Annotated in this window: 25 protein-coding genes; 2 read left to right on the top strand and 23 right to left on the bottom strand. The window is 71.1% G+C overall.

The features are described 5' to 3' along the window. Positions 1-118: 118 nt before the first annotated feature. The 3 genes from pyrH to rpsB form a co-directional block, all read right to left on the bottom strand. Entirely contained in the window at positions 119-877 is a 759-nt protein-coding gene (gene pyrH, locus OHB00_RS35900) for a UMP kinase (RefSeq protein ID WP_406441068.1), read from the bottom strand. Positions 878-1,091: 214 nt separating this feature from the next. Beyond that, on the bottom strand, positions 1,092-1,928 hold the full coding sequence (gene tsf, locus OHB00_RS35895) for a translation elongation factor Ts (protein WP_406441066.1): 837 nt from the start codon (positions 1,926-1,928) through the stop codon (positions 1,092-1,094). A 133-nt stretch (positions 1,929-2,061) separates the two neighbouring features. Continuing rightward, positions 2,062-2,994 carry a 30S ribosomal protein S2 gene (rpsB, locus tag OHB00_RS35890; RefSeq protein ID WP_406441064.1) on the bottom strand — a complete coding sequence of 311 codons (933 nt, stop codon included), beginning with the start codon at positions 2,992-2,994 and terminating at the stop codon, positions 2,062-2,064. A gap of 280 nt (positions 2,995-3,274) precedes the next feature. Between rpsB and OHB00_RS35885 the strand changes: the two genes are divergently transcribed. After that, positions 3,275-3,850, top strand: coding sequence for a peptidoglycan DD-metalloendopeptidase family protein (locus tag OHB00_RS35885; RefSeq protein ID WP_406441062.1), 576 nt, complete (start codon positions 3,275-3,277; stop codon positions 3,848-3,850). 240 nt (positions 3,851-4,090) lie between these two features. On the opposite strand, the gene OHB00_RS35880 is transcribed toward OHB00_RS35885, so the two are convergent. The 17 genes from OHB00_RS35880 to OHB00_RS35800 form a co-directional block, all read right to left on the bottom strand. After that, on the bottom strand, positions 4,091-4,648 hold the full coding sequence (locus tag OHB00_RS35880; protein ID WP_406446139.1) for a TetR/AcrR family transcriptional regulator: 558 nt from the start codon (positions 4,646-4,648) through the stop codon (positions 4,091-4,093). Positions 4,649-4,775: 127 nt separating this feature from the next. Then, a complete protein-coding gene (whiG, locus tag OHB00_RS35875; RefSeq protein ID WP_217547435.1) occupies positions 4,776-5,618 on the bottom strand; it encodes an RNA polymerase sigma factor WhiG in 843 nt (280 codons plus the stop codon). Between the two features lie 322 nt (positions 5,619-5,940). Then, positions 5,941-7,086, bottom strand: a complete 1,146-nt coding sequence (dprA, locus tag OHB00_RS35870; protein ID WP_406441060.1) for a DNA-processing protein DprA — start codon at positions 7,084-7,086, stop codon at positions 5,941-5,943. Further along, positions 7,083-8,693: a YifB family Mg chelatase-like AAA ATPase gene (locus tag OHB00_RS35865; protein ID WP_406441058.1), complete on the bottom strand. Its 1,611-nt coding sequence runs from the start codon at positions 8,691-8,693 to the stop codon at positions 7,083-7,085. Before OHB00_RS35865 ends, dprA begins: the two co-directional genes overlap by 4 nt. A gap of 1 nt (position 8,694) precedes the next feature. Next, entirely contained in the window at positions 8,695-9,066 is a 372-nt protein-coding gene (locus OHB00_RS35860; RefSeq protein WP_406441057.1) for a YraN family protein, read from the bottom strand. Between the two features lie 139 nt (positions 9,067-9,205). Then, positions 9,206-9,514, bottom strand: a complete 309-nt coding sequence (locus OHB00_RS35855; protein ID WP_043444228.1) for a DUF2469 domain-containing protein — start codon at positions 9,512-9,514, stop codon at positions 9,206-9,208. Between the two features lie 56 nt (positions 9,515-9,570). Continuing rightward, positions 9,571-10,077, bottom strand: coding sequence for an NUDIX hydrolase (locus tag OHB00_RS35850; RefSeq protein ID WP_406441055.1), 507 nt, complete (start codon positions 10,075-10,077; stop codon positions 9,571-9,573). Then, the gene (gene lepB, locus OHB00_RS35845; RefSeq protein ID WP_406441053.1) at positions 10,067-10,852 is read right to left on the bottom strand and encodes a signal peptidase I; all 786 of its coding nucleotides are present in this window, start codon (positions 10,850-10,852) and stop codon (positions 10,067-10,069) included. The genes OHB00_RS35850 and lepB (OHB00_RS35845) overlap by 11 nt, the downstream gene beginning before the upstream one ends. Before the next feature lie 115 nt (positions 10,853-10,967). Beyond that, the gene (gene lepB / locus OHB00_RS35840; RefSeq protein ID WP_406441051.1) at positions 10,968-11,930 is read right to left on the bottom strand and encodes a signal peptidase I; all 963 of its coding nucleotides are present in this window, start codon (positions 11,928-11,930) and stop codon (positions 10,968-10,970) included. Beyond that, on the bottom strand, positions 11,830-12,972 hold the full coding sequence (gene lepB, locus OHB00_RS35835; protein ID WP_406441049.1) for a signal peptidase I: 1,143 nt from the start codon (positions 12,970-12,972) through the stop codon (positions 11,830-11,832). Before lepB (OHB00_RS35835) ends, lepB (OHB00_RS35840) begins: the two co-directional genes overlap by 101 nt. Then, positions 12,965-13,672 (bottom strand): signal peptidase I, encoded by a 708-nt coding sequence (gene lepB, locus OHB00_RS35830; protein WP_406441047.1) that lies wholly within the window; start codon positions 13,670-13,672, stop codon positions 12,965-12,967. Before lepB (OHB00_RS35830) ends, lepB (OHB00_RS35835) begins: the two co-directional genes overlap by 8 nt. An 83-nt stretch (positions 13,673-13,755) precedes the next feature. Beyond that, positions 13,756-14,106: a 50S ribosomal protein L19 gene (gene rplS, locus OHB00_RS35825; protein WP_351485043.1), complete on the bottom strand. Its 351-nt coding sequence runs from the start codon at positions 14,104-14,106 to the stop codon at positions 13,756-13,758. 136 nt (positions 14,107-14,242) lie between these two features. After that, the gene (gene trmD, locus OHB00_RS35820; protein ID WP_406441045.1) at positions 14,243-15,076 is read right to left on the bottom strand and encodes a tRNA (guanosine(37)-N1)-methyltransferase TrmD; all 834 of its coding nucleotides are present in this window, start codon (positions 15,074-15,076) and stop codon (positions 14,243-14,245) included. Between the two features lie 3 nt (positions 15,077-15,079). Continuing rightward, positions 15,080-15,658, bottom strand: a complete 579-nt coding sequence (gene rimM, locus OHB00_RS35815; RefSeq protein WP_406441043.1) for a ribosome maturation factor RimM — start codon at positions 15,656-15,658, stop codon at positions 15,080-15,082. Between the two features lie 93 nt (positions 15,659-15,751). After that, positions 15,752-15,991 (bottom strand): RNA-binding protein, encoded by a 240-nt coding sequence (locus OHB00_RS35810; RefSeq protein ID WP_003973401.1) that lies wholly within the window; start codon positions 15,989-15,991, stop codon positions 15,752-15,754. 5 nt (positions 15,992-15,996) lie between these two features. Continuing rightward, positions 15,997-16,416: a 30S ribosomal protein S16 gene (gene rpsP / locus OHB00_RS35805; protein WP_089098502.1), complete on the bottom strand. Its 420-nt coding sequence runs from the start codon at positions 16,414-16,416 to the stop codon at positions 15,997-15,999. Positions 16,417-16,743: 327 nt separating this feature from the next. Then, positions 16,744-17,340, bottom strand: a complete 597-nt coding sequence (locus OHB00_RS35800) for a hypothetical protein (protein ID WP_365712095.1) — start codon at positions 17,338-17,340, stop codon at positions 16,744-16,746. 585 nt (positions 17,341-17,925) lie between these two features. Here OHB00_RS35800 and OHB00_RS35795 point away from each other — a divergent pair. Further along, entirely contained in the window at positions 17,926-18,786 is an 861-nt protein-coding gene (locus OHB00_RS35795; protein WP_406441041.1) for a class I SAM-dependent methyltransferase, read from the top strand. A 162-nt stretch (positions 18,787-18,948) separates the two neighbouring features. On the opposite strand, the gene ftsH is transcribed toward OHB00_RS35795, so the two are convergent. From ftsH to OHB00_RS35780, 3 genes are all read right to left on the bottom strand, one after another. Further along, the gene (ftsH, locus tag OHB00_RS35790; protein WP_406441039.1) at positions 18,949-20,892 is read right to left on the bottom strand and encodes an ATP-dependent zinc metalloprotease FtsH; all 1,944 of its coding nucleotides are present in this window, start codon (positions 20,890-20,892) and stop codon (positions 18,949-18,951) included. Between the two features lie 49 nt (positions 20,893-20,941). Then, positions 20,942-22,492: a signal recognition particle protein gene (ffh, locus tag OHB00_RS35785; protein WP_406441037.1), complete on the bottom strand. Its 1,551-nt coding sequence runs from the start codon at positions 22,490-22,492 to the stop codon at positions 20,942-20,944. Between the two features lie 93 nt (positions 22,493-22,585). Then, the gene (locus tag OHB00_RS35780) at positions 22,586-25,042 is read right to left on the bottom strand and encodes a [protein-PII] uridylyltransferase (protein WP_406441035.1); all 2,457 of its coding nucleotides are present in this window, start codon (positions 25,040-25,042) and stop codon (positions 22,586-22,588) included. Position 25,043: the final 1 nt, after the last annotated feature.

Genomic DNA, 25,043 nt, shown 5'->3' with positions numbered 1-25,043 from the left:
CCCGGCTGCGGTTCCGTTGCGGGGCGGCGGCCGGCTGCGTCGCGTCTTCTTTCCCTGACGGTTCCCGACCGGCAGGACATTGTCCATCCCCCGGTCAGGGTGCGTCAGGCGGTGCCGGTCAGTCCCGGCTGCCCTGTTCACCCACCAGCGTGCCGATCTTCTCACCCTTGACGGCGCGCGCGATATTGCCCTCCGCCAGCAGCTCGAAGACCAGGATCGGCAGCTTGTTGTCGCGGCAGAGCGTGATCGCGGTGGCGTCGGCGACCTTGAGCTCCCGGGTGATGACCTCGCCGTAGCCGAGGGAGTCGAACTTGACGGCGTCGGGGTTGGTCTTGGGGTCGGAGTCGTAGACCCCGTCCACGCCGTTCTTGCCCATGAGCAGCGCCTCGGCGTCGATCTCCAGGGCGCGCTGGGCGGCGGTGGTGTCGGTGGAGAAGTACGGCATGCCCATACCGGCGCCGAAGATGACCACGCGGCCCTTCTCCAGGTGGCGGATGGCGCGCAGCGGGATGTACGGCTCGGCGACCTGCCCCATGGTGATCGCGGTCTGCACCCGGCTGTCGATGCCCTCCTTCTCCAGGAAGTCCTGGAGGGCGAGGCAGTTCATGACGGTGCCGAGCATGCCCATGTAGTCGGAGCGGGCCCGGTCCATACCGCGCTGCTGGAGCTCGGCGCCGCGGAAGAAGTTGCCGCCGCCGATGACCACGGCGACCTGCGCGCCGTCGCGGACCACGGCCGCGATCTCACGGGCGATCTTGTGCACCACGTCGGGGTCCACGCCCAGGCCGCCGCCACCGGAGAAGGCCTCTCCGGACAGCTTCAGCAGGAACCGGCCGCGTAGTTTGCCGTCGTCGCTCTTCTGGGCCTTGGTGGTCATGGAGATCCCGCCTCTTTCACATGTTGCACATACGCATACGAAGAAGGCCATTGCCGGTGGGGTCGCTTTTCGCTGCCCATGCGCGGCAATGGCCTCCTCGTCAGATCTGCCGCCGTCCGTCACGTCCCTGGGTGTGGCGGTGTGTACGGACGACTGCTGTCGACCGACCCTATCGGGATTTCCCCGTGGGTCGCGCGTCGATCGCGGTACGGACTCAGATACCGACCTTGATGCGCGAGAAGCGCTTCAGGGTGACACCGGCCTCGTCCAGGACCTTCTGGACCGACTTCTTGTTGTCGAGCGCGTACGGCTGGCCGAGCAGCGTGGCGTCCTTGAAGAAGCCGTTCAGACGACCCTCGACGATCTTGGCGATCGCGGCCTCGGGCTTGCCCTCGGCGCGGGTGGTCTCCTCGGCGATCCGGCGCTCGGACTCGACGACCTCGGCCGGGACGTCCTGCTGGGCGAGGTACTTCGGCGCGAAGGCGGCGATGTGCTGGGCGATGCCCTTGGCGACGTCGGCGTTCGGCTTGTCCAGCTCGACGAGGACACCGATCTGCGGGGGCAGGTCGGGCATCGTGCGGTGCATGTAGGCGGTGACGTAACCGTCGGCGTACTGCGCGAAGCGGTCCAGGACGATCTTCTCGCCGAGGTTGGCGTTGGCCTCGTCGACGTACGCCTGGACGGTCTTCCCGGGCTCGATCTCGGAGGCGAGCAGGGCCTCCAGGTCCGCCGGGGCGGTCTTGGCGACGTGCTCGGCGATGGTGGTGGCGACGGCCTGGAACTTGTCACCCTTGGCGACGAAGTCCGTCTCGCACTTCAGCTCGACGAGGACGCCGGAGGAGTTGTCGTCGGCGATGATCGAGACCACGGCGCCGTTCTCGGCGGAGCGGCCCTCGCGCTTGGCGACGCCCTTCTGGCCCTTGATGCGGAGCGCCTCGACGGCCTTGTCGACATCGCCCTCGGCCTCGTCCAGGGCCTTCTTGCAGTCCATCATGCCGGCGCCGGTGAGCTCGCGGAGCTTCTTGACGTCAGCGGCGGTGTAGTTCGCCATGAGTCTGTGAGTCTTTCTCGAAGTCGGGAGATCTGCCCGATCCACGATCTACACGTAGATGTAGAGCGCGAACCTATGGGTGAACGGCGGGGGCGTTCGGGATGTCGCCGCCCCCGCCGTCGACGCTGACGGGTCAGGCCTGCTCGGCGTCCCCGGCCGGAGCCTCGGTGGCCGGAGCCTCGGTGGCCGGAGCCTCCGCAACCGGGGCCTCGGCGGCCGGGGCCTCGGCCTGCTCGGCGTCGGCGACCTTCTCGGTCTCGGTAGAGGTCTGGACCTCGGCCTCGTCCGCCTTCTTCTCGCCCTCAAGCAGGTCGCGCTCCCACTCGGCGAGCGGCTCGCCGGCGGCCTTCTCGCCCTTGTCGCCGGTGGCGACACGAGAGCGGGAGATGAGGCCCTCGGCGACCGCGTCGGCGATCACGCGGGTGAGCAGGGTGACGGAGCGGATCGCGTCGTCGTTGCCCGGGATCTTGTAGTCGACCTCGTCGGGGTCGCAGTTGGTGTCGAGGATCGCGACGACCGGGATGTTGAGCTTCCGGGCCTCACCGACCGCGATGTGCTCCTTCTTGGTGTCCACGATCCAGACGGCGCTGGGCACCTTCTGCATCTCGCGGATACCGCCGAGGGTCTTCTCCAGCTTGGCCTTCTCGCGCGAGAGCACGAGAAGCTCCTTCTTGGTCAGACCGGACGCGGCGACGTCCTCGAAGTCGATCTGCTCAAGCTCCTTGAGGCGCTGCAGACGCTTGTAGACGGTCGAGAAGTTGGTGAGCATGCCGCCCAGCCAGCGCTGGTTGACGTAGGGCATGCCGACGCGGGTGGCCTGCTCGGCGATGGCCTCCTGCGCCTGCTTCTTCGTGCCGACGAACATGACCGTGCCGCCGTGGGCGACGGTCTCCTTGACGAACTCGTAGGCGCGGTCGATGTACGACAGCGACTGGAGCAGGTCGATGATGTAGATGCCGTTGCGCTCGGTGAAGATGAAGCGCTTCATCTTCGGGTTCCAGCGACGGGTCTGGTGACCGAAGTGGACGCCGCTCTCCAGCAGCTCCCGCATCGTGACGACGGCCATGGCCGTATCTCCTTGAATTTCTCGGTTGTGCCGCGGGGGCCGGACGGCTCCCGCGCCTGACGCCCGGGTGCGCTGTGCCGCTGTGGACCGAGAAGCGCTGACATCTGCTGGTGATGGCCAGATGTCGGGGCGTGCGAAGTCGACCCGGTGACCCGGATCGCCAGAAGAAGTGTACGGGACCGGCGGGGCACCGGGTGACGTCGCTCTCCACAACCCGGGAGTAATCCACAGGTACCGGCCATGATCGGCGCGGCTGCGTGACGGTTTGACCATGTTGGTCATGCGACGCGCGATGCGATGGATGTGGGCGGCGACGGCGTTGCCGCTGGTTCTTGGCGCGACCGCGGCCCGGGCCTGGGTCGGGGCGGACCCTCCGCCGCCCCCTGCCGCCCCGCCCGTGCCGGCGCTCGCCCGCGCCTGGCCGGTGGGGGTACGTCCACCGGTCCTGCGCGGCTGGGAACCACCGGCGACGGTGTACGGCCCCGGGCACCGGGGAGTCGACGTGGGGGCGTCCGCCGGTGAGCCGGTACGGGCGGTGGCGGCGGGCCGGGTCTCCTACGCGGGGCGGGTGGCGGGGCGCGGTGTGGTGTCGGTGCAACTGGCGGGCACGGAGCTTCGCACGACGTACGAGCCGGTGACGCCGACGGTGCGGAAGGGGGACGAAGTGGCGGCGGGGGAGGTCGTGGGCACGGTGGAGGCGGGGGGCGCGCACTGCGGTGCGCGGGTGTGTGTGCACTGGGGACTGCTCAGAGGCGACGGGTACCTGGACCCGCTGCTGCTGTTGCCGCCGTGGCTGCTGAACGGGGGGCCGTCGAGACTGCTGCCGGTGCTGGGGGTTCCGCTGCCGGAGCGGTGAGCCGGGGTTGCGCTGCCGGTGGGGTGGGGACGGTCGGTCGCGCGACTGCGGGTGCGTGGGGGCTGGCCGCGCAGTTCCCCGCGCCCCTTTGGGGCGCGCTGTCCAGCCGTGTCTTTCATCCAGCCGCGGGCAGTCGTGCCGCTGGGGCGGCACGGGTGGGCGCGGGCGGCACCCTGCCAGCGCCGGTAAGCGTCCCCACCCCCGGCCCCAGCCCCAGCCCCAGCCCCAGCCCCGGCTGCCTCAGCCCCGCACACCCCGCAGGGCCATCGCCACAGCCGCGTCGGTGATCACCACCGGATCCTCCGCCGCCCCGAGCTCGATCCGCCGCACCGCGGCGTCCACAACCCCCTGCACCAGCATCGCCGCGAGCCGCGGCTGCCCGTGCCCCAGCTCCCCCAGCGCCTCCACGATCATCGCGACCAGCCCGCCGTGCGCGGCCCGGATCTTCTCCCGCGCCCCCGCGTCCAGCTCGCTCGCCGAGATCGCGACCACCGCCCGGTGCCGCCGGTCCCCGACCAGGGCCAGCTGCTTCCGCACATACGCCTCGACCTTGCCCTCGGCGGAAGCCGCGCGCTCCATCGCCGCCGCGACCTCCGCCGCCCACACCGGGAAGTCGGCCTCGCACAGCTCCTCGACCACGGCGGCGCGGGAACGGAAGTACTCGTAGACGGACGACCGCGCGAGCCCCGTGCGCTCGGCGAGGGCGGGGAAGGTCAGCGCCTCCGTGCCGCCCTCGGACAGGAGGGACCGCGCCGCGTCCAGCAGGGCGGCTCGCTGCATCGACCGGTGCTCGGCCACGGAGGCCGCTCGAATCCTTGGCACGTCAACCACTCTACGGACGCGCCGCGCCGGACGGGAGGCAGCACGACGGGGACGCGGGGCGCCCGGCCGCCGCCGTTGGCCGAAAACCTCCCGCCGGCCCCGCTCAACGGCCGAAACTCGCCAGCTTGGCCCGCAGCTGCAGCACCGACTTGGTGTGGATCTGGCTCACCCGGCTCTCGGTGACCCCGAGCACGTTCCCGATCTCGGCGAGCGTGAGCCCCTCGTAGTAGTAGAGGGTCACCACGGTCTTCTCACGCTCCGGCAGCGTGTTGATCGCCCGCGCCAGGAAGCGCCGCAGCTCCCGGTCCTCGGCCACCTCCACGGGGTTGTCCGCGGCGGTGTCCTCCAGCGTGTCCATCACGCTCAGCCCGTCGCCGCCCTCGCCCCCGACGTGCAGCAGCTCCTCCAGCGCCACCACGTTGGCCAGCGACAGCTGGCTGAAGACGGCGTGCAGCTCGTCCACCTCGATGCCCAGCTCGGCGGCGACCTCGCCCTCCGAGGGCGTGCGCCGCAGCCGCGCCTCCAGGGTGGCGTAGGCGCGCTCCACGTTCCGCGCCTTCTGCCGGACCGAGCGCGGGATCCAGTCCAGCGCCCGCAGCTCGTCGATCATCGCGCCCCGGATCCGGGTGATCGCGTACGTCTCGAACTTGATCTCCCGGTCGACGTCGAACTTCTCGATCGCGTCGATGAGCCCGAACACCCCGGAGGAGACGAAGTCGGCCTGCTCCACATTGGGCGGCAGACCCACGCTCACCCGGCCGGCCACGTACTTGACCAGCGGCGAGTAGTGCAGGATCAGCTGTTCCCGCAGCCGGTCGTCCCCCGTCGCCTTGTACGACCGCCACAGCTCGTCGAGCGTCGAGGGAGCGGGCGGCCGCACTCTGCCACCGTCGCGGGCGGCTGGGGGGATCGCCGCCCGGTCGGACCCGGAGGTGTGCTGGGGCATTCGTCGCCTTGTGCCGTTCTGCCGTGAAGTGCCAGGAAGTGCTGTGATGTGCCGTGGAGTGAGGTGAGCGGGGGGTGAAAGCGAGGGTTGGGCGCGGTGTCGTTCTCATGTCGGTTGGCGCGGTCTGCGCCAGGCCTTTCGTGAGCGTAGCGTGACTGAGGAGTCGCGGTGCGCGAACAACGAGGCTCCACCCCTGCGCGAACCCCCTGTACTGCCCGCCCCACCGCGCTCGGCACGTCGCTCTGCGTGATCGGCTGGAGGCGTCAACTCCGGGAATTCCCAAGGGCGTCGGGGGTTCCCCCGGACGGCCGAACACGCTCGGTCAGCACCGGCTCCGACCAGCCCGGACCGAGATCATCGCCTGGCGTGTCAACTTCCAGCCGTCGCCGTGTCGTTCGACGTAACCAAGTGCTCGGAGTTCGTACAGTCTCGCGACGGCCTCGTCCTCGGACGTCGGGGCGCCGCGTGCCACCTCTTCGAGTGAGGCCGTCCGGTTGCCGGGCAGGGCGGCCAGGACCTGCCGGGCGGCGGGTTCGAGCAGGTCGCGCGGGAGGACGGGGCCGCGTCTGGCCGGGGCCAGCTCGCCCATGTCCCCCACGAGTTCGACGACCTCCGCGGCATCGGTGACCAGCACGGCCTCCCCGCGGAGCAGCTCGTGCACCCCGGCCGAGAGACCGCTGGTGGCCGGTCCGGGGACACCCATGGTGAACCGGCCGAGCCGCTGCGCCGCCCGCGCGGTGACCAGCGAGCCGCTTCGGTGCGCGGCCTCCACCACGACGGTTCCCCTGGTGAGCGCCGCGATGACCCGGTTGCGGAGCACGAACCTGCTGGCCGTCGGATGCTCGCCGGGCGGCAACTCCCCCACCACCAGTCCCTGTTCGGCGATCCTGTTGATCAACTCGGTGTGGCCCCGTGGGTAGGGCCGGTCGACCCCGCAGGCCAGCACGGCGACGGTGGCCCCACCGGCGCCGAGCGCACCGCGGTGTGCGACACCGTCGACGCCGTAGGCTCCGCCGGACACCACGACCCAGCCGCGCTCGGCGAGCCCCGCGGCGAGGACGGCCGCCATGTGGGCGCCGTACTCGGTGCAGGCCCGGGCCCCGACGACGGCGACGGCGCGCAGCGCCCACATCCGCAGACTGGGCCGGCCGCGCACCCACAGGCCGAGGGGGCGGGCGTCGCCGAGGTCGTCGAGCTGGCTGGGCCACTCGGTGTCGCCGGGGCACACGAACCGTGCACCCGCCTCCCGTGCGACAGCGAGGTCGGCGCGCGGATCAGCCTGCCGCGCCCGGGCCAGCAGGCCCGCCCAGCGTTTGCCGCCGACGCCCGGCAGGGCCTGCCCGCCCTCGCGCAGCCGGGCCGCCACCTCCGGAACGCCCTGTTCCCGCACCCACCGCCCGGCGGTCTCGTCCCCGGGCTCGACGACCCGGGCCAGAAAGACCCGGTCGAGCAGCTCGGTATCGCTCACGGGGCGATCCCTTCCAGGACCGCGCCACGCCGGACGCCGGTGCGCAGCTCCAGGGCCAGGTTGACGTCGTTGGCCGAGGGACGGTCGCGGCCGGCCAGGTCGGCGAGGGTCCAGGCGACCCGGAGCACCCGGTCCAGGCCGCGGGCGGTGAGCATCCCCCGGTCGAGGTCCAGCTCGGCCTTGAGAAGGGCACCCGGCCGGACGTGCCAGCGGGTGCGCAGCTCGTGGCCGGGGACCTCGCTGTTGGTGCGCCAGGGCAGCCCGTCGTAGCGCCGGGCCGCCCGCTCCCGGGCCGTGCGCACCCGGTCGGCCACGGCGGCGGAGGGCTCGGCGCCGGTGTGGAAGCGCAGCAGTTCCTCCCTGGCGACGGGCTCGACGCTCACCCTGAGGTCCACGCGGTCCATCAGGGGGCCGGAGAGCCGGGCGCGGTACCGCTTGATCGAGGAGGGCCGGCACTCGCAGGCGTCGCCTGCGGTGCCGTGCCGGCCGCAGGGGCACGGGTTGGCGGCCAGGACCATGAGGAACCTCGCGGGCATCCGCAGCATCCCTGCGGCCCGCGCGATGACGACGTGACCCGATTCCAGAGGCTGCCGCAGGGCGTCCAGGACGCTGCTGTGGAACTCGGCCGCCTCGTCCAGGAAGAGCACGCCGTGGTGGGCCAGGGAGACCGCTCCCGGGCGCGGCAGGCTGGTTCCGCCGCCGACTAGGGAGGCCATGGTGGCCGAGTGGTGCGGGGAGCAGTAGGGCGGCCTGTCGACCAGGGGGTGGCCGGGTGGCAGCATCCCGGCCACCGAGTGGACGGCGGTGACCTCCAGGGACTCCTGCCGGCTCAGTTCGGGCAGCAGGCCGGGCAGCCGCTCGGCCAGCATGGTCTTGCCGGCCCCGGGCGGGCCCTTGAAGAAGACGTGATGGCGTCCGGCCGCGGCCACCTCCAGGGCGGCCCGGGCCACCTGCTGCCCGGCGACGTCCGCGAGGTCCGGGGCGTGGTCGCCGGTGACCATGCCGGTACCGAGTCCCATGCCGGGCAGGGCGAGTCCGGCGAGGAACGGGTCCGGGCGGATCTCGCCGGGGACGGGCTGCTCGTCGGGCACCGGTTCGTCGGTGAGGACGGCGATCAGCTGGCGCAGGCTGCGGACGCCCAGCACGGACACCCCCGGCACCAGCGAGGCCTCCGGCACCGCGCTCTCCGGCACGACCACCTGCTCGTATCCGGCGTCGGCGGCCGCCAGCACGGCGGGCAGGATGCCCCGGACCGGCCGGACCCGGCCGTCCAGGCCCAGCTCGCCGATCATCACGATCTCGGCGAGCACCCGGGGGTCGATCCGCTCGGCCGCCCCGAGCACGGCCGCGGCCACCGCGAGGTCGAAGCCGCTGCCGCTCTTCGGCACGGACGCCGGGCTCAGTCCGACGGTGAGCTTCTTCGAGGGCCAGGCTGCGCCCGAGTTCACCACCGCCGCCCGGACCCGGTCCCGGCTCTCCGTCAGGCTCTTGTCCGGCAGCCCCACCAGGGTGAAGGCAGCCACCCCGGGCTCCAGGTCGGCCTGGACCTCGACCACCACGCCCTCGACGCCGACCAGCGCCACCGAGCAGGTACGCGCGAACCCCATCTCACGCCACCCCCCGGGTGTGCTCGACGACGGGGGCCCCGCGCTGCGGCAGGAGCACGCCGACCACGTCGATGCGGACGCCGCCGGGCGGTGCCCCGCCGTGTGCGTGGATCCAGTGTTCGGCGAGGCCGCGCAGGCGCTGCGCCTTCTCCGGGGAGACCCCGGCCATGGGGTGCTCGAAGACGCCCGCCCGCCGGGTCTTGACCTCGCAGACGACCAGGACGTCCCCGTCCCGCGCCACGATGTCGATCTCGCCCGTCCTGCCGCAGCGCCAGTTGCGCTCCAGGACCGTCATCCCGGCCTCGGCCAGCCGCCGTGCGGCCAGTGTCTCGCCGTACTTGCCCAGTGCGCTGCGTGCCAGATTCGTGTTCATGTCGGCACCACCTCCGGCGCCAACCGTCACGCATCCCCCGGGCAAGAAGTCGATCTTGGTGAGTTACTCGGCGGTTGTGGACAACTCCATCACCCACACGAGCGATCACACCCCAGAGGCCGGCCGCCCACTCCAGGACTCAGCCGCCCGGAAGCTCCAGATCGCTCTTGTTCAGCTCCTCGATGTTCACGTCCTTGAACGTGAGGACACGGACCTGCTTCACGAAACGGGCCGGCCGGTACATGTCCCAGACCCAGGCGTCCGCCATGGACACCTCGAAGAAGACCTCACCCTGGACCGAGTGCACCTGCATCTCGTAGTCGTTGGTGAGGTAGAAGCGCCGCTCGGTCTCGATCACGAATTTGAACAGACCGACGACATCGCGGTACTCCCGGTAGAGCTTCAGCTCCATCTCGGTCTCGTACTTTTCGAGGTCCTCGGCGCTCATGGCATGTTCCCCTTCAGCCGTGCGATCCCACCATTGTGCGCCAGTGCCGCGCGCCCCTAGACGATTTCCGTGTCAAGGGTGACGGGCCCGGCGGGGGGACCTTCGTCGAGCAGCCTACGGAACAGCTCGGCGAGTCTGGTCGGATACACCGTCTCATGTGCCCGGGTCAGTTCCTGGCACGTCCACCAACGTGCTCCGGCCACGCTGCGCTGCTCCAGCTCGGTCAGGGCGGTGGCCTCGACGGCCGTCTGCGCCGTACGGGCCAGGTAGTACCACTCGTCCTGTTCCCAGCGGCGGCCGGCGAACGGGAAGGAGCATGTCCGCCGCCACAGCACCGGACCCAGTTCGACGTCCGTGATGCCGGTCTCCTCGGCGAGTTCCCGCAAAGCGGCCTGCTCACGGGTCTCGTGGCCCTCCAGACCGCCGCCGGGGGTGAACCACCAGTCGTCGGCCGGGTCGTCCGGCTCGTGGCCGTGCAGGAGCAGGATGCGGTCCTCGGGGTCGAGCAGGACCACCCGGGCCACCTTGCGCAGGCCGCCTTCCGTCAGCGCCTCAGCGGGCACCGGCGGGCTCCGTACGGGCACCGGCGCGGGAACGGCCCAGCAGGTTCGCGACCGGGCCGTAGGCGCCGCCCGCGAGAACCAGCACGCCACCGGCGACGATCATGAACTCGATGACGCGCAGCGGCCCGGGCTCGGAGAGGGTGCCCAGGGTCTCGAAGCCGGTCGGGCGCTTGAGCAGGCCCTTCATCGGCCAGATCACGGCGTCCACACGGGCGTGGACGGCGCTGCGGGAGACCGTGCCCTGCGCCGCGTCCGTGAGGTGGGCGGTGGAGTCCAGGGAGCCCTGGCGCTCGTCACCGAGGAGGAAGAGCCTGCCCTGGGGGACGGTGACCTTCGGGAAGCCCTGGAGCTCGGCCAGGCTGCCCGCCGGCAGATACGGCTCGTCGATCTGCTTGCCGTTGACCGTCAGCTTGCCGTCGGTGCAGCAGGAGACGGTGTCCCCGCCGACCGCGACCACTCGCTTGACGACGTCCGCGTTGCTGACCCAGCTCTTGTCGCGGAAGACGACGACATCGCCCCGGCGCACCTCGCTGCCGTCGATGCGCTGGCCGAGGACCCGGTCCCCGGCGTCGATCGTCGGCGTCATCGAAGTGGTGGGCACGGTGTACGGCCGGTAGACCACCGCTCCCCAGGCGAATCCGCCGAGGAACAGCACGATGCCCAGCGCGACGGCGATCCCGGACAACCGCTGTCCGAGCCTGCTGCCTGTCTGTGCCGCGCTCGTGCTGGTGCTGCCGCCGCTGCGCGGGGCCGTACGTATCGTGCTGTCGCCCATGAGGCCGCACCCTACCCGGCGGTACCGGGCAGGGGCAGCCCTTCTTCGGCGCCCCCGGTCACAAGCTCCCCAAGGCTTTCACATGGGGCGGTCAGCGAAGGCGTGCGCGGGGCGGTCACCGCTTGCCGGCGGCCACGCGCTTGTCGAACTTCCGCTCGATGCGGTCGCCTCGCCGACGGCGCCACACCACGACCGGCAGGACGGCGGCGACCGTCACGCCCTCGGGCGCCACCGAGAGGGAGGCCGCGGCGGACGACTGCGTGTTGATGCCGCTCTGGTCGAAGGTGTCCGGGATCGGCAGCGTGCCCCAGCGGTTGATCGGCCAGGCCTTGACGATGGCACGGCCGACGACGTCCTTCACCGGGACCATGCCGTGGTGCTTGTCGGACTGGTTGTAGCGCGAGTCGCGGGAGTTCTGGCGGTGGTCGCCCATCACCCAGATGTAGCCCTTGGGCACGTGGACCGTGAACTGGCCGCCCTGGTCGTCGACGCTGCACGGGGTGTTGCCCGGGTACACATACGGCTCGTTCAACGGGTGGCCGTTGACCGTGAGGGGGCCGCTGTTCTTGCAGGACACGGTGTCGCCGCCGACGCCGATGACCCGCTTGATCAGGTCCCGCTCCTCGGCGGACGGCATCAGGCCGATCCAGCTGAGGAAGGTCTGGATCGCGTTCGGCTGGGCGGTGGGCTCGCCCGCCAGCCAGTCGTCCGGGTCGTGGAAGACGACGACCTCGCCGCGCTCCGGCTTGGAGCCGAACCACGGGGTGAGCTTGTCCACCAGGACGCGGTCACCCTGCTGGAGGGTGTTCTGCATCGAGTCCGACGGAATCGAGAACGCCTGCACCAGGAACGTCTTGATCAGCAGGGCCAGCACCAGGGCGATGACGACCAGGATCGGCAGCTCCTTCCAGAAGGAGCGTGGCTTCTTCGGTGCGGACGCCGCCGACTCACCCGGGTTTCCGTCCGCGCCCGCGCCGTCATCTCCGGAGTACGGACCCTCTGCCGGGGTGCCGTCTCCGCCAGGCCCGGTGCCCTCTCCGGAGGTCGAGGCGCCGTCTGCGGAGGGGACATTCTCCACGGGGCGCCCGCTGTGCTCCTCGCCGTCGTGTCCCGACCGTGCGCCAACCGCCACATCCCCCACGCCAACTCCTTACTCCGTGCCGCCGCCCGCGTCGTCCCCGGCGCAGGCCCACCACTCCCATAACGAGCGGGAGTTCCGCAGGGCTCGGGAGTTGGACGTATCCGTTCGGATCGTCGGAGGCAACCCTATGCGACAGCCGGGGAGCCGCGGTCGACCCCGACGCGGAGTCAGAAACGCTTGCGAAGGTTTTAGGTTCGTCGAGCTTGGTCCAGTGGCCGACCGGCCAGCCGATCATCATGGCCCGGCCCACCACCGAGGTGACGGCGACCGTGCCCCCGTAGTCGGTGTCCATGTGCGCCCGGGAGTCGGCCGAGTTGCCGCGGTGGTCGCCCATCACCCACAGCCGCCCCTTGGGGACGGTGATGTCGAACTGCTGAGTGGAGGGGGCGTTTCCGGGATACAGGTAGTCGCCCTCGGTCAGCGGTACGCCGTTGACGGTCACCCGGCCCTGTGCGTCACAGCACTTGACGTGGTCGCCGCCGACGCCGATGACCCGTTTGATGAGGTCCTTCTCGTTGGCGGACGGCAGCAGGCCGATGAAGGTGAGCCCTTCCTTGACCTGCTTCACCCCGACCGGGTCGTTCGCCTTGGTGGTCTGCTCGTCCGCCAGCCAGCCGCCCGGGTCGTGGAAGACGACGACGTCCCCGCGGTGCGGCTTCCACCCGAACCACGGGGTGAACTTGTCCACCAGGACCCGGTCGCCGATCCGGATCGTCTGTTCCATGGAACCCGACGGGATCACGAAGGCCTGGACGAGGAACGTCTTCAGCACGAGCGCTATCAGGACGGCCACGCCGACCAGCAGCGGTATCTCCCGCACCGCACCGCGCCGGCGCTTGCGCTTGACCTTGCGCTGCAGCTTGCGCCGCTCCGCGCGGGACCGGCCGCCGGACGGGCTGGAGGTGCGGCGGGCTCCGGTGGGCAGCAGGTTGGCGGCGGCGTCGACCGGCACGCCGCGCGGTCTGCCGCGGTTACCCATGGGACGCTCCGGCCGACGGCACGCGCGCGTAGGCGGCCGGACGGGTGAGACGGGTCCAGTGGGCGTACGGCCAGACGATCCAGTCGGTCCGGCCGACGACCTTGCTGACGGGGATCATGCCGCCGCCGGGCGAGCCGAGGTGGTCGCGGGAGTCGCTGGAGTCGCTGCGGTGGTCGCCGAGAACGAAGAGCGTGCCGTCGGGGACGTCGACGTTGAAGGGCACGCTGGAGGGGGTGTCCCCGGGATAGAGGAACGCGGTCTCGTCGACCGGCCGGCCGTTCACTTCGATCCTCCCCTTCTTGTCGCAGCAGACCACATGGTCTCCTCCCACACCGACGACGCGTTTGATGTAGTCGGCGTCCCCGAAGTACCCGGAGCCGTCGAACACCACGACATCTCCCCGGCGCGGCCCGGCACCGAAACGGTACGCCAACTTATTTACGAGAACGCGGTCCCCGATCCTCAATCCCTGTTCCATGGATCCGCTGGGAATCTGGAATGGTTGCGCCACGAAAGTGTTGAGGACGAGCAAAAACGCCAGGCAGGTGAAGAGGGTGAGGGTGATCCAGCCGCCGGGCAGCCAGTCGGTGACCCGCTGGGTGACCCGCGCCACCAACGCGAAACGCGACCGGTCCTCCGCGGCCTCTGGTTCGGGGCGGGAGGAGCGGTCGCGCTCCGTCTGCTGTGCTTCGGTGTCCATCGGGGCCAGATGTTATCCGGCCTCGATGAGACTCCTTCTTACCGGCTCGTTCGCCTGCGGCTTCCGAGGGCCGGCACGCGAGATCAGCTCTCGCGCTTCTCCTTGATCTTCGCGGCCTTGCCGCGCAGCTCGCGCAGGTAGTACAGCTTGGCGCGACGCACGTCACCACGGGTGACGAGCTCGATCTTCTCGACGATCGGGGTGTGCACCGGGAAGGTGCGCTCGACGCCGACGGAGAAGGAGACCTTGCGGACCGTGAAGGTCTCGCGGACACCGCTGCCCTGACGGCGGATCACAACGCCCTTGAACTGCTGCACACGGGAGCGGTTGCCCTCGATGACGCGGACGTGGACGTTGACGGTGTCACCCGGGCGGAAGGCCGGGACGTCGCTGCGCAGCGACGCGGAGTCGACGGTGTCGAGCAGGTGAGACATTTCGTCTGCTTTCCTCGTTGATGCCACAGGTCATCAACGGAAACTAGGTGTTCCATGGGGTCTGCCGTGCGGATCGGGGCGGACGTCGTCTCCCCCTGTGGCAGGGGCGCACGCCGGACGGACGCACAACAGCGGCCTATTCTTCCACGCCCTCTGGCCTGCGCCAAAATCGGCCGCGGGCGGCGCCCTCCGGGTCCGGGGCCCAGCCCAGGATGGAGAGCATCTCGCGGTCCTTCTTGTCGAACACCTTGGGGTCACAGCGCTCGATCAGGTCGGGCCGGTGGGCGGTGGTCCGCTTCAGGGCCTCGTCGCGTCGCCAGCGGGCGATCTTGCCGTGGTGGCCGCTGAGCAGCACGTCGGGGATGTCCCGGCCGCGCCAGACGGGCGGCTTGGTGTAGACGGGGCCCTCCAGGAGGTTCGCCATCGCGCCGGGCGCGAAGGAGTCGTCCCGGTGCGACTCGGCGTTGCCGAGGACGCCGGGCAGCAGCCGCGCCACTGCCTCCGTGATCACCAGGACGGCCGCCTCGCCGCCTGCGAGGACGTAGTCCCCGATGGAGACCTCGTAGACCGGTATCCGGGTGGCGTACTCGTCCATGACGCGCCGGTCGATGCCCTCGTAGCGGGCCGGCGTGAAGATCAGCCAGGGCCGCTCGGAGAGTTCGACGGCGAGTTCCTGGGTGAAGGGGCGGCCGCTCGGGGTCGGCACGATGAGCGCGGGGGCGTGCGAGCCGGTCTCGTAGCCGTCGGCGAGGACGGTGTCGAGGGCGTCGCCCCAGGGCTCGGTCTTCATGACCATGCCGGGCCCGCCGCCGTAGGGGGTGTCGTCGACCGTGTTGTGCCGGTCGTACGTCCACCCGCGCAGATCGTGCACATGGACGCCGAGCTGCCCACGCGCGCGTGCCTTGCCGACGAGCGAGACGTTCAGGGGTTCGAGGTACTCGGGGAAGATAGTGACGACGTCGAGGCGCATCTCTTACGACTCTTCCCGCGACGGTGATTCCTCGCCCGCCGACGACTCGTCCCGCGCGGACGCGATCTCGGCCCGGTCGTCGATCAGGCCGGGCGGTGGCGCGATGACCGCCCGCTGCTCCGCCAGGTCGATCTCGGTGACGATCTCCTCCACGAACGGGATCATCACCTCGCTGCCGTCGGGCCGCTCCACGATGAAGAGGTCCTGGGAGGGCAGATGCGAGATCTCGGTGATCCGGCCGACCTCGGTGCCGTCCACGGTGACCACGTCCAGGTCCATGAGCTGGTGGTCGTAGTACTCGTCCTCGCCCTCGGGCAGCTCCTCCGGGTCGATCTCGGCGATCAGGAGGATGTTGCGCAGGGCCTCGGCGCCGGTGCGGTCCTTGACGCCCTCGAAGCGCAGGAGCAGACGGCCGCTGTGCACCCGGCCGGTCTCGATGGTGAGCGGTCCCGCCGACGCGGGATCGGTGGCGAGTACGGCGCCGGGCGCGAGCCTGAGCTCCGGCTCGTCCGTGCGTACCTCGACGGTGACCTCGCCCTTGATGCCGTGGGCGCGGCCGATCCGTGCGACTACCAGCTGCACTGTGCCTGTTCTCCTGTCATACGACTGCGGGCCGGGGACGGCCCGTGGGGCCCTCCCCGGCCCGAGCCGGTTGCGATGCGATGCGATGAAGCGTCAGCGGACGTGGTCCACGTCGACGAGGTCGACACGGACTCCGCGACCGCCGATGGCGCCCACGACGGTGCGCAGGGCACGCGCGGTGCGGCCGTTGCGGCCGATCACCTTGCCGAGGTCGTCGGGGTGCACCCGGACCTCCAGCACGCGCCCGCGACGCAGGTTGCGCGAGGCGACCTGCACATCGTCAGGGTTGTCGACGATGCCCTTCACGAGGTGCTCAAGCGCCTCTTCGAGCATGCTGCTCAGGCCTCGGTCGACTCGGACTCAGCCGCGGCCTCGTCCTTCTTCTCAGCCTTCTTCTTCTGGGTGATCGCCTCACCCTTGCCCTCGTCGTCACCGCCGAGCGCCTCGAACGACGGACGCGTGGCCTTCGGCGCGGCCACGAGCAGCGGCGCCGGGGCGGGCTCGCCCTTGAACTTCTGCCAGTCGCCGGTCTTCTTCAGGATGGCGAGCACGGGCTCGGTCGGCTGGGCGCCGACGCCGAGCCAGTACGCCACGCGGTCGGCGTCCACCTCGATGACCGACGGGTTGTAGGTCGGGTGGTACTTGCCGATCTCCTCGATCGCACGGCCGTCACGGCGGGTGCGGGAGTCGGCGATGACGATGCGGTAGTGAGGCGAACGGATCTTGCCCAGACGCTTCAGCTTGATCTTGACTGCCACGGGAGTGGGTTCTCCTGGATTTGACGTGGTTGGGCACGGCGAGACTGCCGCGTGGGGTTGCGGTACCCGAGTGCCCGATGGACGCGTCAGCCGGAGGAGAGAGGGGTCCTGTGCGGCTGTCGAGTACAGCTAGCCATTGTGCCACACCCTACGGCTCGCTCTGGCCGACGGGCGGGGAGAGCGGCTTCAGGCATGCCGGAGCGGCACCCGGCGTGGAGGTGAGGTCACGTCGGGTGCGCTGACCGGCGCCGACGGGGGTGCCGTCCGCGAGATGCCTGCGGGCCCGTCGGGGTGGCAATGGCTGCGGCTGCCACGAGCAGCCGCGGCCTATGCCGCGCCGACGACCTCCGGGATGCGGAACGGCTTGCCGCAGCCGCCGCAGACGATGGGGGCCTGGGCCAGGACCGACGGGACCACCCGGACGTTGCGGCCGCAGTCGCACACCGCCTTGACCCGGACGCCGCCGCCGGAGGAGCCGTGGCGGGCGGCCGGGCCGCGGAAGGTCCGGGTGGTGTCGGCGGACGTGGCCACCGTGTGCGCCTTGAGGGCGCGCTGCAGTCTCTCGATGGTCGGGCGGTAGCGCCGCTTCGCCTCGGGGTTGAGCGTGACCAGCGAGAAGCCGCTGCTGGGATGCGGCTCGTCGGGGTGGTCCAGGCCCAGCTCCTCGGCGATCGCGAGGAATCGGCGGTTGTGGTAGCGGCCGGCCCGGGAGGTGTCGCGGACTCCGCGGGAGGCGGCGATGCCGTGGACTGCCTCATGGAGCAGCCGTTCGAAGGAGAGCTCGTGACCGCACGCGGACGACGACTCCCCGATCAGGGACTCTGGCGCGGCAAGGTCCGGCAGCTCGGGGTGGTACCGCTGAATGTCGGCCCACGCCTGCGCCAGCTCTGCGGCGAGAACAGGTGGTGTCTGTGTCGTGCTCACGTAATGAGAACGAGCGGGAGTGCCCCTGTGTTCCTATTCCGGGCCATCCCAAATAATTTGCACGTACCCGTCAGTTGCCGCTGATGCGTGGAGACGAGTACGGGTGCGCTGATCTGCGGAGAAGCCTCACAGCTCATACCAAGCCGGTGCGTAGTCTGACGTACGACCCGCCACGTACCCCTGCACCGGACGCCTGGACGACGAAGGTCGGCGGATGCGCAAGAGGCGTTTCGGTCGCTCTCGTGGCGGAAGCTCCACCCCGCTCAGCGTGCGCGGCGGCCCAGGCGTTACCCGTGGCCCGTCGTCATCCGGCACCGGTCCCTCTCCGGCGAGCGGACCCGTACGGTCGCGCTGCCGTCCGACCATGGCCAGAACCGCCGGGTCGTGGGTCCGATGGTAGAGCCCCAAGTTGCCGGGATGTGAAATCTCGCCACAGTCACAGCGCACGTACAAGCCGGGACCCGCGACCTCTGGACGCCATCGCGAGCCCGGAGTTATGTGGCATAGGTGGGAAGTGCGGGCGCACGACACGGGGGCCACGGAATCGGTCAGTGCGTAACTCTCGGCGGATTGGGGCGCTTACCTATGACACCTACGCTCGTGCGGCACCACCTGTCTCACGCGGACTCACCACCCCGTGTGAACCTGGGCGCACGCGCGCGTGACTGGTCCGAGATCCAGGAGCGGATGCTGGTGCCGCTCTACGAGACCGTCCACGAGCGACTCGAAGTGGGCCCCGCCACCCGGCTGCTCGGCCTGCGCTGCGGTTCCGGTCTCGCCCTGCTGATGGCGGCGGCCAGAGGGGCCGCGGTAACGGGTGTCGACTCCCGCCCCGAACGGCTCGCCCTGGCCCGTGAGCGTCTGCTGCCCGACCCGGCGCCGAGCGTACGCGCGCGTGGCCGTGCCGCCCGGATCGTCGAGGGCACGCCCCGGGACACGGCGGTCGCGCAGGCCCCGGCGTACAACCTGATCACCGCCTTCGACCCGATCGGCTGCCTGGCCGGCGACGCCGAGGGGCTCGGCGACCTGCTCGCCGAGGCGACTCCCCTGGCGGAGCACGGGGCGGCCGTGGTGCTGGCCGGCTGGGGCCCGCCGGAGCGCTGTGCGACCTCGGCCGTGCTGCGGGTGGCCACGAAGTTGGCTGATCCTTTGCGCAGCGCCGGAAGCTGGCGGCCTTCTTGCCGCGACGATCTGGAGGAGGTGGCCCAGCGGGCCGGTCTGCGGATCGACGGTTCCGGGCGGGTCTCCTGCCCGTTCGGGTACGCCGACACGGACAGCGCGGTGCGCGGGCTGCTGTCGACCGGGCTCTTCGACGCGGGGATCTCGGCGGCCGACGAGGAGCAGGTCGCCAAGGAGCTGGTCGAGGCGCTCCAACCGCACCTGCGTGCGGACGGCACGGTGTGGATGCCGAATGTGTTCCGGTACCTGATCGCGCGGGTGCGCTGACGCTGGGTCTCGGCTCGCGGTTCGGGTGCGGCGCCGTGGGGGCTGGTCGCGCCCACGCGGCGGAGCCGCACACCGATAACAGCCCCGCGCCCCTTTGGGGCGCTACAGCGGGGGCGCGCAGATTCGGGGCGGTCAGATTCGGGGCGGTCGGGTTCAGCGCGGTCAGGCCTCGTCAGGATCCTTGGCCAGGCGCGTGATGCCCGCGATCCGGTACGCGTCCGCCTCCTCCAGGGTCTCGTTCTCCAGGAGGGCCTGGGCCAGGGCGTCCAGTTGGCCGCGGTGGTCGCGGAGTTTGCGGCAGGCCTCCTCGTAGCACTCGTCGACGATCCGGCGCATCTCGGTGTCGATCACGTCGAGGGTCTGGGGCGCGGCGGCGAGGCCGTAGGCCTGCTGGGCGTCGCTCGGGAGGGCGGAGAGGCGGCCGACCTCCTCGCTCATGCCCCAGCGGGAGACCATCCCGCGCGCGATGCCGGTGACCTGTTCCAGGTCGCTCTCGGAACCGGTGGTGATCACGTCGTAGACGACCTGTTCGGCGGCCATGCCACCGAGCGCGCCGATGATCCGGCCGCGCAGGTACTCCTCGGTGTACGCGTACTTGTCCGCGTCCGGCGTGGAGAGCGTGACGCCGAGGGCACGGCCGCGCGGCACGATGGTGATCTTGCGGACCGGGTCGGCGCCGGGCTGGAGCATGCCGAGCAGGGCGTGCCCGCTCTCGTGGTAGGCGGTCCTGCGCCGCTCCTCCTCGGGCATCACCAGCGGCCGTTCGGCGCCGAGCTGGACCTTCTCCAGGGCCTCCGAGAGGTCGGACCGGGTGACCCGCTCCTGCTTGCGCTTGACGGCGAGCAGGGCGGCCTCGTTGGCGAGGTTGGCCAGTTCGGCGCCGGTCATGCCCGGGGTCGTACGGGCCACCTGGGCGAGGTCGACGTCCTCGGCGAGCGGGATCTGGCGGGTGTGGATCCGGAGGATGGCCTCGCGGCCGGTGCGGTCGGGGGGTGAGACCTGGACGACCCGGTCGAAGCGGCCCGGGCGGGTGAGCGCGGGGTCGAGGATGTCGGCGCGGTTGGTGGCCGCGATGACGATGACGCCCTCCGAGCCGGAGAAGCCGTCCATCTCGGTGAGGATCTGGTTGAGGGTCTGCTCGCGCTCGTCGTGGCCACCCATGGAGGCGCCGCCGCCGCGCGCCCGTCCGATGGTGTCGATCTCGTCGATGAAGATGATGGAGGGGGCGACCTTGCGGGCCTCGGCGAACAGTTCGCGCACGCGGGAGGCGCCGACACCCACGATCATCTCGATGAACTCGGAGGCGGAGGCCGAGAAGAACGGCACCCCCGCCTCGCCGGCGACGGCCCGCGCGAGCAGCGTCTTGCCGGTGCCGGGCGGGCCGGCCAGCAGCACACCGCGGGGCATCTTGGCGCCCATCTTCCGGTAGGCGTCGGGGTTCTTCAGGAAGTCGACGACATCGTTGAGCTCGCCCTCGACCTCGTCGATCCCGGCCACGTCCTCGAAGGTGGTCCGCTGCTGCCCGGGCTCCAGTTCGACCGGCTTGGGCGGCGCCTTGCGGCCCAGCATGCCGCCCGCGCCGCCCAGCCCCGCACTCATCCGGCGGGCGATGAAGACCCACACCGCCACCAGGATGATGATCGGCGCCAGTGAGATCAGCAGATTGGCGAGAAAGCTGCGGTGCTGGACGACCGGTTCCGCGGTGACCGTCACGTTGTGCTTGGTCAGGCTGGTCCACAGGTCGTCACCGGCGAACGACGGGCGCTCGGTGTTGAACTTGGTGTAGCTCCCGCCGCCCTCGGGGTTCTTCTGCTCCTTCTTCAGCTGGCCCTGGATCGAGTCGCCCTTGGCGTAGATCTTCTCGACGTTGCCCGCGTCCACCTGACTGCTGAACTCGGTGTACGAGATCGTCGGCTCGTTCTCCTGGTCGAAGTACGACAGCACCAGGTTGGCCAGCAGATACACGACCAGGGCGGTGACGATCAGCCGCCACCAGCCGCCGTGCATCTTCCGCCCGCCGTTCGGCGGCTTGGGCGGCTCCTCGGGAGCGCCCTCGGTACGCCAGGGCTGATCGGGTGACTTACGCGGCGGCGCGGGGTTGGTCATACGCGGACCGTACGACACGGACCAACCCCTGGCACGCGCGCGGGTGAACTCAGCCCATGAACTTCTTGAACTCGTCCGGCAGCTCGAAGTTCTCGGCGCCCTGCTGCGGCACGCCGAAGGCGTTCCCGCCCTGCGCGGCCGCCTCGCGGCGCTGTGCTTCCTCCAGCTCCTGCTGCTTGCGCTTCATCGGGTTGCCGGACCGCTGCTTGCCCTTGGCCTTCTTCGGCTGCTTCCTGGTACGGCCGGGGCCGCCGCCCATGCCGGGGATCCCCGGCATGCCCGGCATCCCACCGCCCTGCGCCATGCGGGACATCATCTTGCGGGCCTCGAAGAACCGCTCGACCAGGTTCTTGACAGCGCTGACCTCGACACCGGAACCCCTGGCGATACGGGCGCGGCGCGAGCCATTGATGATCGTCGGTTCCTGGCGCTCGGCCGGGGTCATCGACTTGATGATCGCGGCGGTGCGGTCGACGTCCCGCTCGTCGAGGTTGTTGATCTGGTCCTTGATCTGGCCCATGCCGGGCAGCATCCCGAGCAGCTTGCTGATGCTGCCCATCTTCCTGACCTGTTCCATCTGGGCCAGGAAGTCGTCCAGGGTGAAGTCCTGGCCCTTCTTCGACGCCAGTTTGGAGGCCATCTTCTCGGCCTCTTCCTGGTCGAACACCTTCCCCGCCGTCTCAAGCAGGGTGAGCAGGTCACCCTGGTCGAGGATGCGGGAGGCCATCCGGTCCGGATGGAAGGCGTCGAAGTCCTCCAGCTTCTCGCCGCTCGACGCGAACATGATCGGCTTGCCGGTGACCTGGCGGATGGAGAGCGCGGCACCACCGCGGGCGTCACCGTCGAGCTTGGACAGGACGACACCGTCGAAGCCGACGCCGTCCCGGAAGGCCTCGGCGGTGGTGACCGCGTCCTGGCCGATCATGGCGTCGACGACGAAGAGGATCTCGTCGGGCGAGACGGCGTCCCGGATGTCGGCCGCCTGCTGCATCAGCTCCTGGTCGATGCCGAGCCGGCCCGCGGTGTCCACGATCACGATGTCGTGGACCTTCTGCTTGGCGAACTCGATGGAGTCCCTGGCGACCTTGACCGGGTCCCCCACGCCGTTGCCCGGCTCGGGCGCGTAGACGGCGATGCCGGCGCGCTCGGCGACGACGCTCAGCTGGTTGACGGCGTTGGGACGCTGGAGGTCGGCGGCGACGAGGACCGGCGAGTGGCCCTGCTCCTTCAGCCAGCGGCCGAGCTTGCCCGCGAGGGTGGTCTTACCGGCACCCTGGAGACCCGCCAGCATGATCACGGTCGGCGGCTGCTTGGCGAAGCGCAGCCGCCGGGTCTCCCCGCCGAGGATCGTGACCAGCTCGTCCTTCACGATCAGCAGGACCTGCTGGGCCGGATTCATCGAACGCGAGACCTCGGCGCCGAGGGCCCGCTCCTTGACGTTCTTGATGAACGTGCGGACGACCGGGAGGGCCACGTCGGCTTCGAGCAGCGCGATGCGGATCTCCCGCGTCACGACGTCGATGTCGGCTTCGCTCAGACGTCCTTTGCCGCGCAGATTCTTGAAGGTCGCTGAAAGGCGATCGGAGAGAGTGTCGAACACGGCGGCGTCGGTCCTCGGAGTCGGGGTCGGTGAGCGTCTTCCAGGGTATCCGGCCGCGCAAGGAAGTCGTCCCCGCCTTGCACAACCGTGCGGTCAGGCCCTGAGCGTCTCCTCCAGTTTGCGCGCCACGGAGGTCGCCTCCTCGGCGGGCAGGGGCGCGTGGTCGGTGCCGGTCACGTAGAAGGCGTCGACGGCGTTGGACCCGAGCGTGCTGACATGCGCGCTGCGCACCCGCACCTCGGCGTCCTCCAGCGCCCGGCCGATCCGGAAGAGCAGCCCAGGCGCGTCCTGGGCCCGGACCTCGAAGACCGTCGCGTGCCGCGAGGCCGCGGAGGCCACCGTCACGCGCGGCGGCGGGGCCACCCAGCCCCGGCGCCTCGGATAGGCCGCGTCCCGCTCGGCGAGGCGGCCGGCGATGTCCAGGGAGCCGTCCAGGGCGCGGACCAGGTCGGCGCGGAGCCGGGCCGCCTGTGGCAGGGAACCGTACTCGGCCGCGACCCGCCAGTTGAGGAGCAGGACGGCGCCGTCGTCGACATCGGTGGGGAGCTGCAGGGCGCGCAGCTCGGCCGTGCGGACCGTGAGGCGGTGGACGGCCAGCACGCCGGAGACGGCGGGGAGGACGCCCGGCTGGTCCGGTACGGCGATGATCAGTTCGACGCCGAGCGGTTCGGGGTCGCCCGCGGGCTCCTCGTCGGCGGCCGCCGGCTCCCTCTGGGCACGCAGGGCCAGGACCGGGGCACCGGTGCGGTGGGCCTCGATGGCCAGCCGTTCCTGCTCGGCCGTGGGCGCGCCCGGCTCGGGCTCGTCGGCGGTGTCCCCGGCGAGGACCGCCGAGACCCGCTTCACCAGGTCGGTGACGAGCGAGCCGCGCCAGGTCGACCAGGCCGCCGGGCCGGTGGCCAGCGCGTCGGCCTCGGTGAGGGCGTGCAGCAGCTCCAGGGTGCCCTGGGTGCCGACCGCGTCGGCGACCAGGCGGACCGTGGCCGGGTCATCCAGGTCGCGCCGGGTGGCGGTCTCGACGAGCAGCAGGTGGTGGCGTACGAGGGTCGACAGGACCGCGACGTCGGCGCGGTCGAAGCCGATCCGGGCCGCCACGTCCTTGACGATGATCTCGCCGGCCACCGAGTGGTCCCCGGGCCAGCCCTTGCCGATGTCGTGCAGCAGGGCGGCGACCAGCAGCAGGTCGGGGCGGTGCACGCGGCGGGCGAACTCGGAGGCGCGGACGGCGGTCTCGATGAGGTGCCGGTCGACGGTCCAGATGTGCACGGCGTTGCGCTGCGGCCGGCAGCGAACCCGCTCCCAGTCGGGCAGGAGGCGGGTGATCAGGCCCTCCGCCTCCAGCGCCTCCCAGACCTCGACGGTCGGGCGGCCGGAGCCGAGCAGGGTGACCAGTTGCTCGCGGGCCTCGGCCGGCCAGGGCGTGGGCAGGGGGCGTGCGGTGGCCGCCATGCGCCGTACGGCGTGCAGGGAGAGCGGGAGGCCGGCCTGGGCGGCGGCGGCCGCGGCGCGCAACGGGAGCACGGGGTCGCGTTCGGGGCGGGCGGCGCGGGCGAGCACCACCTCGCCGTCCTGCTCCACCACCCCTTCGGCGAGCGGGGAGCGTTCGGCGACCGGCTTGCCGCCGCCCAGCATGGCGCGCAGGCGGGGACGGACGGCGCGCGAACGCAGGACGCGCCCCACTTCGCGCCAGGTGACGTCGCTGGCGTACGAGATGACGCGGGCGGACTCGTAGACCTGGCGCAGGAGGGTGTCGGCGTCGAGGAGGTCCAGTTCGGCGGCGACCTGGTCCTGCTCCTGGAGCGCCAGGCGGTCGGTGGCGCGTCCGGTGGCGAGGTGCAGGGCGTCACGGACGTCGAGGAGACCGCGGCGGGCGTCGGCCAGGCCCTCGCGCGGGGCGTCGGCCAGCCAGGAGGCGGCGACGGCGCGCAGCGCGGTGGCGTCCCGGAGGCCACCGCGGGCCTCCTTCAGGTCGGGTTCCAGGAGGTACTGGAGCTCGCCCTGGCGTTCGGCGCGCTCGGCGCAGAGTTCCTGGAGTTCGGGCAGGCGCCTGGGCGCCTGGTTGCGCCAGTCGGCGAGGATCGCGGTGCGCAGTCCGGAGGTCACGCCGAGGTCGCCGGCGATGTGGCGGGCGTCGAGGAGGCCGAGCTGGACCTTGAGGTCCTCGCCGGCGGTCTTGCGGGCCTCGGCGGGGGTGCGCACGGAGTGGTCGAGGGCCAGGCCCAGGTCCCAGACGGGGTACCAGAGCCGGTCGGCGACGGCGGCCACCGCGCCCGAGGCGCCGCCGTCGTGCAGCAGCAGGAGGTCCAGGTCGCTGCGTGGGGAGAGCTCGCCGCGGCCGTAGCCGCCGACGGCGACGAGCGAGACGCCGCCCTTCATGCCCTCGGTGGCCGCCGCGAACAGCCCGGTCAGCCATTCGTCGGTCAGCTCGGCGAGGGCGGTACGGCGCGGCGGCCCGGACCGCGCCCCCTCGGTGAGGAGGCGCAGCCGGGCCGCCGCGTAGCCGCTGGGTCCCGCGTTCTCCGCGTCGTTCCGAACTTCCGTACCCGTCACC

It is taken from the genome of Streptomyces sp. NBC_00631 (assembly GCF_045206895.1).
Classification (GTDB): Bacteria; Actinomycetota; Actinomycetes; order Streptomycetales; family Streptomycetaceae; genus Streptomyces.
This window is presented reverse-complemented; position numbering and strand designations above follow the sequence as displayed.

Bases quoted from the DNA above. Each gene is read 5' to 3' on its own strand.
- lepB (WP_406441049.1), bottom strand. From the start codon at position 12,972: ATGGGTAACCGCGGCAGACCGCGCGGCGTGCCGGTCGACGCCGCCGCC.
- OHB00_RS35795 (WP_406441041.1), top strand. From the start codon at position 17,926: ATGACACCTACGCTCGTGCGGCACCACCTGTCTCACGCGGACTCACCA.
- lepB (WP_406441047.1), bottom strand. From the start codon at position 13,672: ATGGACACCGAAGCACAGCAGACGGAGCGCGACCGCTCCTCCCGCCCC.
- ftsH (WP_406441039.1), bottom strand. From the start codon at position 20,892: ATGACCAACCCCGCGCCGCCGCGTAAGTCACCCGATCAGCCCTGGCGT.
- OHB00_RS35860 (WP_406441057.1), bottom strand. From the start codon at position 9,066: ATGAACACGAATCTGGCACGCAGCGCACTGGGCAAGTACGGCGAGACA.
- pyrH (WP_406441068.1), bottom strand. From the start codon at position 877: ATGACCACCAAGGCCCAGAAGAGCGACGACGGCAAACTACGCGGCCGG.
- OHB00_RS35810 (WP_003973401.1), bottom strand. From the start codon at position 15,991: ATGCTCGAAGAGGCGCTTGAGCACCTCGTGAAGGGCATCGTCGACAAC.
- OHB00_RS35885 (WP_406441062.1), top strand. From the start codon at position 3,275: ATGCGACGCGCGATGCGATGGATGTGGGCGGCGACGGCGTTGCCGCTG.
- rplS (WP_351485043.1), bottom strand. From the start codon at position 14,106: ATGTCTCACCTGCTCGACACCGTCGACTCCGCGTCGCTGCGCAGCGAC.
- whiG (WP_217547435.1), bottom strand. From the start codon at position 5,618: ATGCCCCAGCACACCTCCGGGTCCGACCGGGCGGCGATCCCCCCAGCC.
- rpsB (WP_406441064.1), bottom strand. From the start codon at position 2,994: ATGGCCGTCGTCACGATGCGGGAGCTGCTGGAGAGCGGCGTCCACTTC.
- trmD (WP_406441045.1), bottom strand. From the start codon at position 15,076: ATGCGCCTCGACGTCGTCACTATCTTCCCCGAGTACCTCGAACCCCTG.
- OHB00_RS35865 (WP_406441058.1), bottom strand. From the start codon at position 8,693: ATGGGGTTCGCGCGTACCTGCTCGGTGGCGCTGGTCGGCGTCGAGGGC.
- lepB (WP_406441053.1), bottom strand. From the start codon at position 10,852: ATGGGCGACAGCACGATACGTACGGCCCCGCGCAGCGGCGGCAGCACC.
- OHB00_RS35855 (WP_043444228.1), bottom strand. From the start codon at position 9,514: ATGAGCGCCGAGGACCTCGAAAAGTACGAGACCGAGATGGAGCTGAAG.
- tsf (WP_406441066.1), bottom strand. From the start codon at position 1,928: ATGGCGAACTACACCGCCGCTGACGTCAAGAAGCTCCGCGAGCTCACC.